The sequence below is a fragment of the Streptomyces sp. NPDC057697 genome (assembly GCF_042799335.1).
Classification (GTDB): Bacteria; Actinomycetota; Actinomycetes; order Streptomycetales; family Streptomycetaceae; genus Streptomyces.
In genome coordinates, this window is record NZ_JBHVJA010000003.1 from 468,915 (window position 1) to 483,043 (window position 14,129).

A 14,129-nucleotide genomic window follows, 5' to 3' on the forward strand; every position below is an offset into this window, starting at 1 on the left:
CCTGTCGAGGAAGGGTCCCGTATGGACCGCGACCGTAACCGCGATCGCACAGCACGTTCGAACGACCGGTTCTCCCGTGGCTCCGGGGGCCGTTCCGGCGCGCCCGCCCGGCGTCCCGGCGGCGCGGGACGCCGACCCGCCGCCGTGCAGGGCGAGTTCGCGCTGCCGAAGACCATCACCCCGGCGCTGCCCGCCGTGTCGGCCTTCGCGGAGTTGGAGCTGCCCGGCCCGCTGCTGGCGGCGCTCACCGCCGAGGGCGTCACGACCCCGTTCCCGATCCAGGCGGCCACCCTGCCCAACGCCCTCGCGGGCCGCGACGTCCTGGGCCGCGGCCGGACCGGCTCCGGCAAGACGCTCGCCTTCGGCCTGGCCCTGCTGGCCCGCACCGCGGGCAGCCGGGCCGACGCGCGGCGGCCGCTGGCCCTGGTCCTCGTCCCCACCCGGGAGCTGGCCCAGCAGGTCACCGACGCGCTCACCCCGTACGCCCGCGCGCTCCGGCTGCGCATGGCCACCGTCGTCGGCGGCATGTCGATCGGCCGCCAGGCCTCGGCGCTGCGCGGCGGCGCGGAGGTCGTCGTCGCCACCCCGGGCCGGCTGAAGGACCTCGTCGAGCGCCGCGACTGCCACCTGGACCGGGTCGCCGTCACCGTCCTCGACGAGGCCGACCAGATGGCCGACATGGGGTTCATGCCCCAGGTCACCGAACTCCTCGACCTGGTGCGGCCGCAGGGCCAGCGGATGCTCTTCTCGGCGACCCTGGACCGCAACGTGGACCTGCTGGTCCGCCAGTACCTGCACGATCCGGTGGTCCACTCGGTCGACCCGGCGGCCGGTGCGGTCACGACGATGGAACACCACGTCCTCTACGTCCAGGGCGCGGACAAGTACGCCACCACGACGGAGATCGCGGCCCGCGAGGGCCGGGTGATCATGTTCCTGGACACCAAGCACGCCGTGGACAAGCTCACCGGCCATCTGCTCGGCAGCGGGGTGCGGGCTGCCGCGCTGCACGGCGGCAAGTCCCAGCCGCAGCGCACCCGCACCCTCGACCGGTTCAAGTCCGGGCAGATCACGGTGCTGGTCGCCACGAACGTCGCGGCGCGCGGCATCCACATCGACAACCTGGACCTCGTCGTCAACGTCGATCCGCCGAGCGACCACAAGGACTACCTGCACCGGGGCGGCCGCACCGCCCGCGCCGGTGAGTCGGGCAGCGTCGTCACGCTGGTGCTGCCGGGGCAGCGCCGGGACATGACCCGGCTGATGGCCGACGCCGGGATCACCCCGAAGATCGCCCAGGTCCGTTCCGGCGAGGCAGAGCTGAGCCGGATCACCGGGGCGCGCAAGCCCTCGGGCGTCCCGGTCGACGGCGCCGCACCGGCGACGGGCCGGGCCGCCTCCGGCGATCTGGCCTTCCGCGGCCTGGGCAGCCGCCCCGCGAAGGCGAGCCGCTCCCGCCGCTCGGACCTGCCCACCGCGGAGGCCCGCGCCGCCGCGAAGCAGCGCCGCACCAACCGCGGCGGATAGCGGATAGCGGGGGCGGGCCCGGCGTACGCGCTGTGCGCGCTGTACGTGCCGGGCCCGTCGTGCGTGCCAGGTCCGCCGTACGCGCCGTACGCGCCGTGCGCGCCGTGCGCGCTGGGTCCGCCGCACGCGCCGTACGTGCCGGGCCCGCCGGGGCGCCCGGCGGTCGGGGCAGCGCGCTCCGCCGCTCCCGGCTGCCGATCCCCGGGCCGGCGCCCGTGGTCCGGCGCCCATGGCCCGGCGGACGGCCGTTTCTCGGCCTACCGCCCGCCCGCCACCCGCAGGACCGTTCCGGTCACGTACGACGCCTCGTCCGAGAGCAGCCACGCGACCGCGGCCGCGATCTCCGGGGCGGTGCCGACGCGGCGGAGCGGGATGACGGGGATGGCCGCCTCCGCCCGGCCGGGGTCGCCCGCCGTGGCGTGCATGTCGGTGTCGACCATGCCCGGGGCGACTGCGTTGACCCGGATGCCGTCCGGCCCCAGCTCCTTGGAGAGCCCGAGCGTCAGCGCGTCCGTCGCCGCCTTCGTGGCGGCGTAGTGGACGAACTCCCCCGGGCTGCCGAGCGTGGCGGCGGCCGAGGAGAGATTGACGATCGCGCCCGTCCCGGCGGCCGCCATGTCCTTCGCGGCCCTGCGGCAGCAGAGCAGATAGCCGAGGACGTTCACGTCGACGACATGGCGCAGCGTCCGGGTGGAGGTGTCGGCGAGCCGTCCGATCGGGCCCGTCACCCCCGCGTTGTTGACCAGCCCGGTGACCGGGCCGAGCCGCTCGGCCGCCGTGTCGAAGAGGCGCTCCACATCGGCCTCCTCGGCGGTGTTCGCCCGCACCGTGACGCAGCGCGCCCCGGCGGCCCGTACCGCCGCCGCGGTCCGCTCGGCGGCCTCCTCGTTGCTCACGAAGCCCAGGGCGAGGTCATGGCCGTCCGAGGCCAGACGGATACAGGTGGCGGCGCCGATGCCCCGGCTGCCGCCGGTGACGACGGTGACGGGACGCCGCGAAGAAGACGGAGGAGTCGAAGAAGACGAAGGAGCGGTGCTGCTGTCCGGCACGGGAGACCTCTCGTTTCACTCACGGAGCAATGCGGGCGGTGCGGGTCGGGCGGGCGGTGCGGGTCATGCTGACCGTACGAGCCGTACGAGCCGTACGAGCCGCTGGCCCGCGTCGCCGTGCGGGGCACACGGCGACGCGGCCCGGCGGGGCACGCGGCCCTACGGACCATGCAGCGAATCACCGCAGGCGCCGGAAGATCAAGACCGGCCGTACGGGCCGCCGCGCCTGCTGTTGGAGTGGTGGCGGGCCGGGTACCGGCGTGGTGCCGGGCGCGCGGCGCGGACGGTTGCCTAGCGTCGGCGCCTGACGGACCGCTGTCGGCGCGGAACGGGTTGAATCGCCCGGCGCTCGGTGACGGCTCCTCCTCAACGGCGTTCCCCTGCCTTCGCCTCGCATTGCGGGGGCAGGGGGCGCCGACCGTGTCCCGCGAGAGGCGAGGCAGTACGGGGCGGGGGCGTGCGGCCCTACGCCCAGAGCTCCCGCGCCGACGCGACCCCGGCGAACGCCGCGACCAGCCCCGCCGCCACGCTCCCCACGACATTGGCCACCGCGTACGACCCGGCCCCGTCCTCCGCCAGCCGCAGGGTCTCGTAGCTGAACGTCGAGTACGTGGTGAGCGCCCCGCACAGGCCCGTACCGATCAGCAGCTGAAGGTGCGAGGAGGCCGCCCCGGCCGCCACCGCGCCGGTCAGCAGGCCCAGGATCAGCGAACCCGACACATTGACCGTGAAGGTCCCCCACGGGAAGACGCTGTCGTGCCGGGACTGCACCGCGCGGTCGGTCAGATAGCGCAGCGGCGCCCCGACCGCCGCGCCGACGATCACCAGCAGCCAGTTCACCGGCCCCGCTCCGGCTCGCCGCCGAAGCGCACGATCTCGCACGCGTCCAGGACCACCAGACCGCCGTCCGCCACCAGCTCCTCGACGAGCGGCAGGAACGCCCGGATCCGCGCCTCGGTGTCCACGATCACCACCGCCACCGGCAGGTCCTCGCTCAGCGAGAGCAGCCGCTGGGTGTGGATCATCGACGAGGCACCGAAGCCCTCGATGCCTCGGAACACACTGGCGCCGGACAGCCCGGCCCGGTGCGCCCGGTGCACGATCTCCGTGAAGACCGGCCGGTGGTGCCACCCGTCGGACTCACCGACGAGGACCGTCAGCCGCAGGGCCCTTTCCGTCTCCGGCGTCGTCATGGCTGCCTCCAGGCCAGCACGCGGCGGGTCACCCACACCGCACTCCACACCGCCGCGAGAGCCGCGCACAGCGTCACCACCAGGTACACCAGACCGGACCCGGCGCGGTCGGCGTCGAACAGACGCTGGATGTCCACCGCGTACGTCGAGAACGTGGTGAACCCGCCGAGCACCCCCGTACCGAAGAACGGCCGCACCAGCCGGTGCGCCGCCCACGCCTCGCTGATCACCACCATGAACACGCCGATCACCGCGCATCCGACGACATTCACGACCAGCGTCGTCCACGGGAAGCCGCCCGGGGCGGTGGGCCAGAGCAGCGCCGCCCCGTACCGCGCGGACGCGCCGATCGCACCACCGAGCGCCACCACCGCGACGACGGGACCTTGCGGGTTCGGGGCTCCCATGGGCACATGTCTCCTGCCTGCTGCACACACCAGGCTATCGCCGCGTCCCGGGACGGGCCCGGCCGCCGATTCGCGTGGCGGCACACATCCACCGCTCCACCGCGTCACCGCTCCACTTCGGCCCGCGAGGACGTCCCCGGTCAGCAGGTGCTCGGGGCGGGCTTTCCGGCGAAGCGGTCCTTGAGCCAGGGGAGGCCCTCGGCGAGGGTGCCCACGGTCGCGGCGATGTGGCCGGGGATGTGGTTGCCGGCGAACCTCACCGCCACGCCCCGGCGGCACCAGTCGGCGGCCAGGTTCTTGCCGACCTGCTGGGGGACGACATCGTCCAGGGCGCTGTGGGAGAGCAGGACGGGCACCGCGGGCTTGCGCATGCCGAGCCGCTGCTCCGCCACGATCCCGTCCCACGGGGCGCGGTGGAGACGCTCGGTCAGCGGACGCCCGTCCACGGTCAGGAACCGTGAGTTCAGGAACGGGTACTTGGCGAGCGCCTGTGTGGTGCACAGGTTGTCCCGCAGGTCGTTGGTCACGCGCTTGCCGTGAGCGTTCAGGTACGGGCCGATGTCGATGCCGTACGAGGTGGCGAGGCCGGAGAGGGCGTAGTTGAAGAACGCCCCGTAGGCGGAACCGTCCATGCTGTCGGCCACCTTGTTCATGTCCGCGGGGGGAGCGCCGACGACGGCGCCCCTGAGCTTCAGTTCGGGCGCGTAGGTGGGGGCCAGCTCGGCGGCGGACGCCGTCGCGCCACCACCCTGCGAGTAGCCGTAGAGCGCGACCGGACCGTCGTCCGGGAGATCGAGAGCGGGCAGACGCTGGGCGGCCCGGATGGAATCCAGAACGGCGCGGCCCTGAGCCTCGCGGTCCATGTACGTGTGGACGCCGGGTGTGCCCAGTCCTTGATAGTCGGTCACCACCACGGCGAATCCCTGGTCGAGGAGCTTCTTGATGGGCGCCGCCTCGTACTCGGTGCCTTCGGCCAGCTGGCGGGAGGGGGCGCACTTGTCCGCCAGGCCCTGGGTGCCGGGCGCGAAGGCGACGATGGGGCGTTGGCCGTACGGAGAAGTGGCAGGGTTCAGCACGGTGCCGGTGACGGCGATGGTCTTCCCGGTGCGGTCGGTGGTGCGGTACATGATCCGGTGCACGTTCGCGTCGACCTTGATCGCCTTGAGCGGGTCCAGGTAGAAGACGCCCGGCTCCGAGCTGAGCACGTCGCCGTTCCCGGCGGTCAGGACGGCGGATCGCTGTGGCACGCTCGCCCGGCCGGCGGCGGCAGCCGCCCCCGGCGGCACGCTGAAGGTGAGCGCGGCGGCACCTGTGGCGGCGATCGCCGCCACAGCACGCCCGCCGAGGGTGCGACGACAGAACATGAGAGCTCCTCGGTCGGAGGGTCAGGGAAGATCTACTGACTACCTCACCCATGCGCACTCATAGGGAACATACGTCGAAGTACCGGATGTTCGACCCGAATTGATTGCGCAGCGGACCTGTCGGCTTGACGCCCTGGCCCTGATGCGCGCCGGGTCCCTCACCGCGCCCGCCGGAGCGACCCGCGCGGCCCGTCCTCCTCGGTGACCCCGGCCCGGAGCCGCCGTATCGACGCGGCGTCCCCGCCGCCGTCCCCTTCGCCTTCGGGGGAGTCGCACCGCGCGCACGCGCAGGACGGCCGGCGATGCGGATCGGATTCGGGGAACTCCGGCCCGGCTGCGGTCTCTTGGTCCCTCATGCCGACCCCCGATCCGTGCACGACCAGGACCGAGTCCCCCCCGCTGGTTCACGGCTTCGTACCGCGAGAACGGCGGCGCCCGCGTCGAGGGCGCCGCCGACCTCGCCGTTTCGCGTGGCGTCGTCCCCGTCCGCGATTCCAAGGCCCCGGGCGGCCCGGCGCTGACCACGTCCGTGGCCTCGTTCTCCTGCTCCGTGGCGGGCGTGAAGGCCGGGGAGTTCGCCGGGGGCTAACCCCACCGCATTCCGTCATGCCTCCCGGATGGGTTGGGCGGTCTCGCTCAACAAGGCTTGCGGCATGAGGACTTACGGAAAATCCGCCGCCTTCGTCGCCCTGTCCGCCACCGTCGCCGCCACTGCTCTCACCGGGGTCATGACCGCCCCCGCCCACGCCGGTACCGGCTCCGCATCCGCCCCCACGCTCTCCTGGCGGTCCTGCGCCACGGCCGGCGGTCCCGCCGGGCAGGAGTGCGCCGACCTTCCCGTACCGCTGGACTACCGCGACCCGGGCGGCCCGCAGCTCTCCCTCGCGGTCACCCGGGTCCGGAGCGACCGCCCGGCCGCCCGGCGCGGGACGCTCATGGTGATCCCGGGCGGACCGGGCTCCTCCGGGGTGCAGCGGGTCGCGGAGAAGGGGGAGCGGCTGGCCCGGGAGACGGAGGGGCGGTACGACATCGTGAGCCTCGACCCGCGGGGGGTCGGGGGCAGCACGAAGGCGAGCTGCGGGCTGGCTCCGGAGGACCGGGAGCTGGTGAACCTCCGGTCCTGGCCCGGTGCCGACGGCTCGATCACCGAGAACGTGACCCGCTCCCGGCGGATCGCCGAGGCGTGCGCCCGCAACGGCGGTGCGGTGCTGCGGAGCCTCACCACGGTCAACGAGGCGCGGGACATCGACCGCTTCCGGCAGGCACTCGGTGAGGAGAAGCTGTCGGCCTGGGGCAGCTCCTACGGGACGTACGTGGGCGCCGTGTACGCGCAGAAGTACCCCCAGCACACGGATCGTTGGGTGCTGGACAGCAGCGGCGACCCGAATCCGTCCCGGGTGGCCAAGGGCTGGCTGGCCAACATGGCGGTGGGGTCGGCGGACCGCTTCCCCGACTTCGCGCGCTGGGCCTCGGACCCGGCCCGGGAGGCGGACGGGCTGCGGCTCGCGCGGCGGGCCGAGGACGTGCGGCCGCTGGTGCTGGACCTGGCGGCGCGGCTGGACCGTGCACCGAGGGAGACCACCACGCCGGGCGTCCCGCTGACCGGCAACCGGCTGCGCCAGGCGATCCAGCTGGCCCTGTACGACGACGAGGCGTTCGCCGGGCTCGCGGGGCTCGTCCGGGAGGCCGGTGACCCCTTGGTGAAGCCGGTCCTGCCCGGCGCGCTGAGTGGTCCGATCCCGGATGCGGACGCGGCCGTCACGGTGGGCGTCATCTGCAACGACGTGCGCTGGCGGGGCACGGTCGCCTCGTATGCGCGGGCCGTCGCCGCCGACCGCGCGGAGCACCCGCTGACCGCGGGGATGACGGCGAACATCACCCCGTGCTCCTTCTGGAAGGACGCCCCCGCCGACCCGCCCACCCGGATCACCGGCCAGGGACCGTCGAACGTCCTGATGGTTCAGGGCCTGCGCGACCCGGCCACCCCGTACTCCGGGGCCCTGAAGATGCGCGCGGCCTTCGGGGACCGGGCCCGTCTGGTCGCGGTGGACCACGGGGGACACGGCATGTACCTGGGCAACGGGAACGCCTGCGGCGACCGCGCGGTCACCATGTTCCTGAACACCGGGACCCGCCCGGAGAAGGACGCGTACTGCGCGGACTGACGACGGGCCGGGGGCGGGCCGCCTGCGTCGGGCCTCACGGCGCCGGGCGCCCGCCCCGTTCGGTCGCGGCCCGGTCGGTCCCGGTCAGGCGCGGCCCGCCCCCGGCGCCCGTCCCGTTCGGGCGCGGCCCGGTCGGTCCCAGTCAGGCGCGGCCCGCGCCCGGCGCCCGGCGCCCGTCCCGTTCAGTCGCGGCCCGGCGTCGGGTGTCCGCTGTTCCTGGCCTGGGCCAGGAGCGAGACGACCTCCTCGTCGGAGGTCTGGGAGAAGTCCCGGTACCACTCACCGACCGCGTAGAACAGACGTGGCACCGACAGGCACACCACCTCGTCCGCGCTCCGGCGCAGCCGCACCACCGCCTCCGGCGGCGCCACCGGTACGGCCGCCACCAGCCGTGCCGGTTCCTGGGCCCGGACGACCCGGCAGGCCGCCTCGGCCGTGGCGCCGGTCGCGATGCCGTCGTCCACGACGATCACCGTCCGGCCGGCGAGCGGGGTCCGTGGCCGGCCCGCCCGGTACACCTGCGCCCGGCGTACGAGCTCCGCCTCCTCGACCCGTTCCACCGCCGCGAGGTCCTGCTTGCTGACCCGCAGCCGCCCGGCCAGGTCCTCGTTGACGACCCGCACCCCACCTTCGCCGAGGGCGCCGAACGCCACCTCCTCGTGGTGCGGGACGCCGAGCTTGCGGACGACGATCACATCGAGATCGGCGCCCAGGGTCTGGGCGACCTGGAAGGCCACCGGCACACCGCCGCGGGGCAGCCCCAGCACGACGGGGCGCTCCCGTTCGAGGTGGCGGAGCGCCTCGGCCAGCTGCTGTCCCGCGTCCACGCGGTCGGCGAACAGCACGGTGGTCTCACCCCCAGCCCGCGACGGCGGCGGGGCCGCATGCGTACGGGCCCGGCCGCATCCCTACTACCGAAACAACCTCATGCGCCGCGGCCCCGCAACTCGGGCGGGGCCGCCGCGCACGGGGCTCCGGGGCGGCTCAGGAGACCGGCGAGATCGTGGGGACCTCGCCCTCGGTGGTGTCGACGTCGATCACGGAGAACGCCGCGCCCTGCGGGTCCGTCAGCGCGGCGAACCGGCCGAACGGCATGCTCATCGGGCCGAACCGCAGCACCGCACCGCGCTCGGTGGCCTTCGCGACCGCCGCGTCGCAGTCGGAGACCGTGAAGTACACGTTCAGGAACGGCGGGACCTCGGGCGGGAACTCGTCGCCCATCCTCATCCGCCCCATCACCGTACGGTCACCGACGTTGTACATCATGAAGTCGACGTGCTCGTCCGCGATCTTCACCACCGAGTACGGGAAGACGGCGGGGAAGAAGGCGTCGGACTTCGCGGGCTCCCGGGTGAAGACCTCGGACCAGCAGTACGCGCCGGGCACGCCCTGTGCCTCGAAGCCCTCGTGGACGCCCGCCTGCCACACGCCGAAGGCGACGCCGGAGGGGTCGCGGGCCAGCAGCATGGTGCCGAAATCACCGACCCGCATGGGGTCCATCAAGGTCTCGCCGCCATTGGCCCGGATCTTCGCGGCGGTGGCCTCGGCGTCCGGCGAGGCCAGATACAGGCACCAGGCCGACTGGCCCTCCTGGCCGGGCATCGGAGGCACCACCGCGGCGACCGCCTTGCCGTCGGCGTACGCCTGGGTGTAGTCGCCGAACTCCGACGAGGACTCGCCGAACGTCCAGCCCAGCACCTCACCGTAGAAGCTCTTCGCCCCCTCCACGTCGGCGAACATCGCGTCGGCCCAGCACGGTGTGCCTTCTGGTTGTACGGCCATGGTCCTGCACTCCTTCGCGCTCGGCGGGGGTCCGGACTCCTGGGTGCTCGGTGGGGGTCCGGCTCCTCACGCTAGCCAGCCGTCCGCCTTCCCGCGCGCCGGGAGCGCGGCGCCCGGAGCTACCCCTCCGTGCCCCGGCCCGGCGGCGGGTCCACCCGCACCAGGCCCGACTGGTAGGCCATGGCGACCAGTTGGGCCCGGTGCCGGGCGCCCAGTTTCGTCATCGCCCGACCGACGTGCGTGCGTACGGTCAGCGGGCTGACGTGCATCCGGGCGGCGATCTCGTCGTTCGAGAGCCCTTCCGCGGCCTGCGCCATGACCTCGCGCTCGCGGGCGGTCAGGACGTCCAGGGACTCGGGCGCGGCGACACCGCCCTCCGGGCGGGCCAGGTAGCGGGTGATCAGGGCCCGGGTGGCGGTGGGCGACAGGAGCGTGTCGCCCGAGGCCACCGTGCGGATGGCGTCCAGCAGCTCCTCGGGGCCCACGTCCTTGCCGAGGAAGCCGCTGGCACCGGCGCGCAGGGCGCGGGCCACGTACTCGTCGATCTCGAAGGTGGTGAGGATGAGGATGCGGGTCCCGCTCAGCGCCTCGTCGCGGCAGATCGCCTCGGTGGCGGCCAGCCCGTCCACGCCGGGCATCCGGATGTCCATCACGACCACGTCCGGCGCGGTGGCGCGGGCCTTCTCCACCGCCTCCCGGCCGTCCGCCGCGACCCCGACGACCTCCATGTCGTCGTTCGACTCGATCAGCAGCCGGAAGGTCCCCGCCAGCAGGGCCTGGTCATCGGCCAGCAGTACCCGGATGGTCACCGCGCCGTCCTCTCCTCGTCGTCGTCCCCGTGAAGCCCGGGTCCCGCCGTGTCCAATGTTCCCGCCGCCGTTGCCGTCCCCGTCTCCGCCGTCCCCGTCTCCGCCGCGTCCGTCGCCGCTGCCGTCTCCAGCGGCAGTTCCGTGGTCACCTCGAAGCCTCCGTCGGCCCGGTGCCCGGCCGCCAGTCGGCCGCCTGCGGACAGGGCCCGTTCGCGCATACCGATGAGTCCGTAGCCGGGGGTGCCCGTCGTGCCCGTGGTGCCCGGCGTGCCCGTCGTCGGCGGCGCGTGCCCGTCGTCGGAGACGGTGAGCGTGAGCAGCCGGCGCGAGTAGCCCAGCCGGACGGAGGCCGTCGCGCCGCCCGCGTGCTTGGTGACGTTGGTCAGCGCCTCCTGCACGATCCGGTACGCGGTCAGGTCCGCGCCCGGCGGCAGCGGCCGGGCCTCGCCCTCCACGGTCACCGAGACGGCCAGCCCGGTGTGCTCGAAGGAGGCGATCAGCTCGGGGAGCCGGGCCAGCCCGGGGGTGGGCTCCAGCGGGGTCTCCGGTTCGCCCTCGCGGCGCAGCAGCCCCACGGTCGCCTTGAGCTCGCGCAGGGCGGAGGAGGTGGTACCGGCCAGCTGGTCGAGCATCCCCTGGGCCTGGTCGGGCTTGCTGCGCAGCAGGTACGCGGCGGTGGCCGCCTGCGCGTGGGCGAGGGCGATGTGGTGCGCGACGATGTCGTGCAGCTCGCGGGCGATCCTGGTCCGCTCCTCGGCCACCCGCTGGCGCGCCTCCTCCTCGCGGGTGCGCTCGGCCAGTTCGGCCCGCGCCTCCACGGCGGCGAGGTGGTCGCGCCGGTTGCGTACCGACTCGCCGACGGCGCCCGCCAGCAGCACGCACGAGAGGGTGCCGATCTGGTCGGGCCGCAGCAGCGCGCCGTTGCCCCAGCCGATGGAGAGGACGACGAGGGCGACGGCCGCCCCGGCCGTGTACACCGTGGTCGTACGGAGGTCCGTCCGCAGGGCCAGCAGATACAGCGCGACCAGGGCGGCACCGGCGACGCTCGGGCTGGGGTCGAACCCGATACGGCCGCCCATGATGCCCAGCACGCCCCCGCACAGCGTGGTCACCGCCACCACCGTGCGCGGGAACCTGCGCTGCCCCAGCAGCAGGACGGCGGAGGGCACGAGGGCGACGAGCGAGAAGTCGAGCACCGGGGCACGGACGATCCGGGCCCCGGTCAGGGTGCTGGAGAAGACCGCGAAGACCCACAGCAGCACGGCGATCGCCACATCGACGGCCCGGGGGTGGCGTCGGGCCCATTGCGACCAGTCGGCGAACACGCGGTCTCTCTTCCTCTTGTGCGGGGTCGGTCCGGTCATCCATGGTCGTCGACCCGGGCGACCTCGCGCGCGGGGTGGCCCGGGACGGCCGGTGGGTGACCGGCTGCCTCGGCAGCGGGCGCCCCCGCGCGGGGTGGCCGAAGGCCCGCCCGCCGCACGCACGACGGGCGGGCCTCCGGTCACCTCTCGTCACTTCACTTCACGTCACGTGAGGTCACTTCGTGCGGCTTCCTCGCCGCGGCTCATACGCCCACGGGGTCGCGGCGCGCCTCGGGCCGGGCCGCTTCCGGGCCGCCGTGGCTCAGCTTCTCGCCCTCGACGTCCACCTCGGGCACGACCTTCGCCAGCCACTTCGGCAGCCACCACGCCCGGTCGCCGAGCAGGGCGAGCACCGCGGGGACGATCGTCATCCGGACGACGAACGCGTCGAAGAAGACGGCCGCGGCGAGGCCGACGCCCATCATCTTGATCATCGAGTCGTCCATCCCGATGAACCCGGCGAACACCGCGATCATGATGACGGCCGCCGCCCCGACGACCCGGGCACTGTGCCGGAACCCGGTGACGATCGCCTCGCCGGGCCGCTCCCCGTGGACGTACGCCTCCCGCATCCGGGTCACGAGGAAGACCTCGTAGTCCATGGCCAGGCCGAAGACCACACCGATCAGGAAGATCGGCATCATGCTCATCACCGGTCCGGTCTGCTCGACGCCGAGGGCGTCGGCGAGCCAGCCCCACTGGAAGACCGCGACGATCGTGCCGAAGGCCGCCGTCACGGAGAGCAGGAAGCCGAGCGCCGCCTTGAGCGGGACCAGCAGCGAGCGGAAGACGACCATCAGGAGCAGGAAGGCCAGGCCGACGACGAGTGCGAGATAGGGGACCAGCGCGTCGGTGACCTTCTGCGACACGTCGATGTTCACGGCGGTCGCGCCGGTGACGAGCATCGTCGCACCGGACCGGGACTTCAGGTCGCGGGCCTCGTCGCGGATGGTGTGGACCAGCTCGGTGGTGGCCTCGGTGCTGGGTCCGGTGGAGGGCACTGCGGTGATCACCGCGGTGTCACCGGCCTCGTTGAAGGCGGGCGGAGTCGTGGCGACGACGCCCTTGGTCGCGGTGAGCTGCCGCGCGGCCTGAGCCGCGGCGGCCTTCGGGTCCTTGGCGGACTTCGCGTCGACGACGACGGTGAGCGGCCCGTTGAAGCCGGGGCCGAAGCCGTCGGCCAGGGCGTCGTAGGCGCGGCGCTGGGTGGTCGAGGTGGGCTTCGACTCGTCGCCCGGCATGCCGAGCTGGAGATCGAGCGCGGGCACCGATATCAGGCCGAGGCCCAGGATGCCGAGCACCAGGACCGCGAGCGGCCGCCGGATCACGGAGCGGGCCCAGCGGGTGCCCAGGTTCGGCCGGTCCTGCCTGGCGCGCTGTCCGCCCCGCGCCCTGCGCTCGGTGCGCGGCAGGACGGCCTTCTGGAAGAAGCCGAGCAGCGCGGGCAGCAGGGTCATGGCGACCAGGACGGCGATCACGACGGTGCTCGCCGCGGCGAGGCCCATCTTGGTCAGGACGGGGATGCCGACCACCGAGAGGCCCGCCAGGGCGATGACGACGGTGAGACCGGCGAAGACGACGGCGGAGCCCGCCGTTCCCACCGCCCGTGCGGCGGCCTCCTCGGCCGCGTGGCCATCGGCGCGTTCGGTCCGGTAGCGCGAGACGATGAACAGGGCGTAGTCGATGCCGACCGCGAGCCCCAGCATCAGGGCGAGCGTGGTCGTGGTCGTGGACATCCCGATGGCGACGATCGAGGCGACGCCCACGCCGATGCCGACGATCGCGGTGAGCAGCGGGAGGCCCGCCGCGGCGAGCGAACCGAAGGTGATGAGCAGGACGACCGCGGCGGCGGCGACGCCGACGAGTTCGGTCGTGCCGCCCAGCTCGGCATCCGCCACCAGGGCCGAACCACCGAGCTCCACGGTCAGCCCGGCGTCCCGCCCGGCCTTCGCGGCGTCCTCCAGGGCGTCGGTGGTGGCGGTCGTGAGATCGACGTTCTGCACGGTGTACGAGATGGTGGAGTACGCGGTGGTGCCGTCCTTGCTCACCGCCCCGGCCATCTTGAACGGGTCGAGGGCGCCCTTGACCTGGTCGCCGCCCGCCACGTCCGCGACGATCTTCTCGACGGCCGCCTTGTTCGGGCCCGCCGTGACCTTCTGGCCCTCGGGTGCGACGAAGACGATCCGGGCGTCGGCGCTGTTCGAGCTGCTGCCCGGGAAGCGCTGGTCCAGCAGGTCGAACGCCTTCTGCGACTCCGTCCCCGGCATCGAGAACCCGTCCTCGGGCGCGGTCGGTGCCTTGGCCGCGGCGAAGGCGCAGGCGGCCAGGACCACCACCCAGAGCAGGGCGACGAGCCGGCGTCTCCGGAAGGAGAAGCGGCCTAGCCGGTAAAGGAAGGTAGCCACGAGGAGGCGCTCCAGTCTCTCTGGATCGGGCGACGGACCGCGGCGCGGTGCCGCGGGCTCCGGC

12 protein-coding genes and 1 pseudogene are annotated in these 14,129 nt (G+C 73.7%); 3 read left to right on the forward strand and 10 right to left on the reverse strand.

From position 1 onward, the window contains the following. Positions 1-21 precede the first annotated feature (21 nt). Positions 22-1,527 carry a DEAD/DEAH box helicase gene (locus ACFVFH_RS11925; RefSeq protein WP_383766182.1) on the forward strand — a complete coding sequence of 502 codons (1,506 nt, stop codon included), beginning with the start codon at positions 22-24 and terminating at the stop codon, positions 1,525-1,527. Between the two features lie 257 nt (positions 1,528-1,784). Here the strand turns inward: ACFVFH_RS11925 and ACFVFH_RS11930 are convergent, their stop codons facing one another. From ACFVFH_RS11930 to ACFVFH_RS11950, 5 genes are all read right to left on the reverse strand, one after another. Next, positions 1,785-2,576 carry an SDR family NAD(P)-dependent oxidoreductase gene (locus ACFVFH_RS11930; protein ID WP_383766183.1) on the reverse strand — a complete coding sequence of 264 codons (792 nt, stop codon included), beginning with the start codon at positions 2,574-2,576 and terminating at the stop codon, positions 1,785-1,787. Between the two features lie 465 nt (positions 2,577-3,041). Further along, entirely contained in the window at positions 3,042-3,416 is a 375-nt protein-coding gene (gene crcB / locus ACFVFH_RS11935) for a fluoride efflux transporter CrcB (RefSeq protein ID WP_383766185.1), read from the reverse strand. Next, entirely contained in the window at positions 3,413-3,769 is a 357-nt protein-coding gene (locus tag ACFVFH_RS11940) for a DUF190 domain-containing protein (RefSeq protein ID WP_383766187.1), read from the reverse strand. The genes crcB (ACFVFH_RS11935) and ACFVFH_RS11940 overlap by 4 nt, the downstream gene beginning before the upstream one ends. Beyond that, positions 3,766-4,176, reverse strand: coding sequence for a fluoride efflux transporter CrcB (gene crcB / locus ACFVFH_RS11945; RefSeq protein WP_383766189.1), 411 nt, complete (start codon positions 4,174-4,176; stop codon positions 3,766-3,768). Before crcB (ACFVFH_RS11945) ends, ACFVFH_RS11940 begins: the two co-directional genes overlap by 4 nt. A 140-nt stretch (positions 4,177-4,316) precedes the next feature. Next, on the reverse strand, positions 4,317-5,540 hold the full coding sequence (locus tag ACFVFH_RS11950; RefSeq protein ID WP_383766191.1) for an alpha/beta fold hydrolase: 1,224 nt from the start codon (positions 5,538-5,540) through the stop codon (positions 4,317-4,319). 367 nt (positions 5,541-5,907) lie between these two features. Between ACFVFH_RS11950 and ACFVFH_RS11955 the strand changes: the two genes are divergently transcribed. Together ACFVFH_RS11955 and ACFVFH_RS11960 are read left to right on the forward strand one after the other, a co-directional pair. Then, entirely contained in the window at positions 5,908-6,129 is a 222-nt protein-coding gene (locus ACFVFH_RS11955; RefSeq protein ID WP_383766794.1) for a DUF397 domain-containing protein, read from the forward strand. A gap of 64 nt (positions 6,130-6,193) precedes the next feature. Next, entirely contained in the window at positions 6,194-7,705 is a 1,512-nt protein-coding gene (locus ACFVFH_RS11960; protein WP_383766192.1) for an alpha/beta hydrolase, read from the forward strand. A gap of 218 nt (positions 7,706-7,923) precedes the next feature. Here the strand turns inward: ACFVFH_RS11960 and ACFVFH_RS11965 are convergent. From ACFVFH_RS11965 to ACFVFH_RS11985, 5 genes and pseudogenes are all read right to left on the reverse strand, one after another. Then, a pseudogene (locus ACFVFH_RS11965) lies at positions 7,924-8,550 on the reverse strand (phosphoribosyltransferase); the annotation flags it as partial. 139 nt (positions 8,551-8,689) lie between these two features. After that, positions 8,690-9,487 carry a VOC family protein gene (locus tag ACFVFH_RS11970; RefSeq protein WP_383766194.1) on the reverse strand — a complete coding sequence of 266 codons (798 nt, stop codon included), beginning with the start codon at positions 9,485-9,487 and terminating at the stop codon, positions 8,690-8,692. Positions 9,488-9,606: 119 nt separating this feature from the next. Next, a complete protein-coding gene (locus ACFVFH_RS11975; RefSeq protein WP_383766195.1) occupies positions 9,607-10,296 on the reverse strand; it encodes a response regulator in 690 nt (229 codons plus the stop codon). Then, positions 10,293-11,621, reverse strand: coding sequence for a sensor histidine kinase (locus ACFVFH_RS11980; RefSeq protein ID WP_383766197.1), 1,329 nt, complete (start codon positions 11,619-11,621; stop codon positions 10,293-10,295). The genes ACFVFH_RS11975 and ACFVFH_RS11980 overlap by 4 nt, the downstream gene beginning before the upstream one ends. A 242-nt stretch (positions 11,622-11,863) precedes the next feature. Next, positions 11,864-14,065 (reverse strand): MMPL family transporter, encoded by a 2,202-nt coding sequence (locus ACFVFH_RS11985; protein ID WP_383766199.1) that lies wholly within the window; start codon positions 14,063-14,065, stop codon positions 11,864-11,866. Positions 14,066-14,129 lie beyond the last annotated feature (64 nt).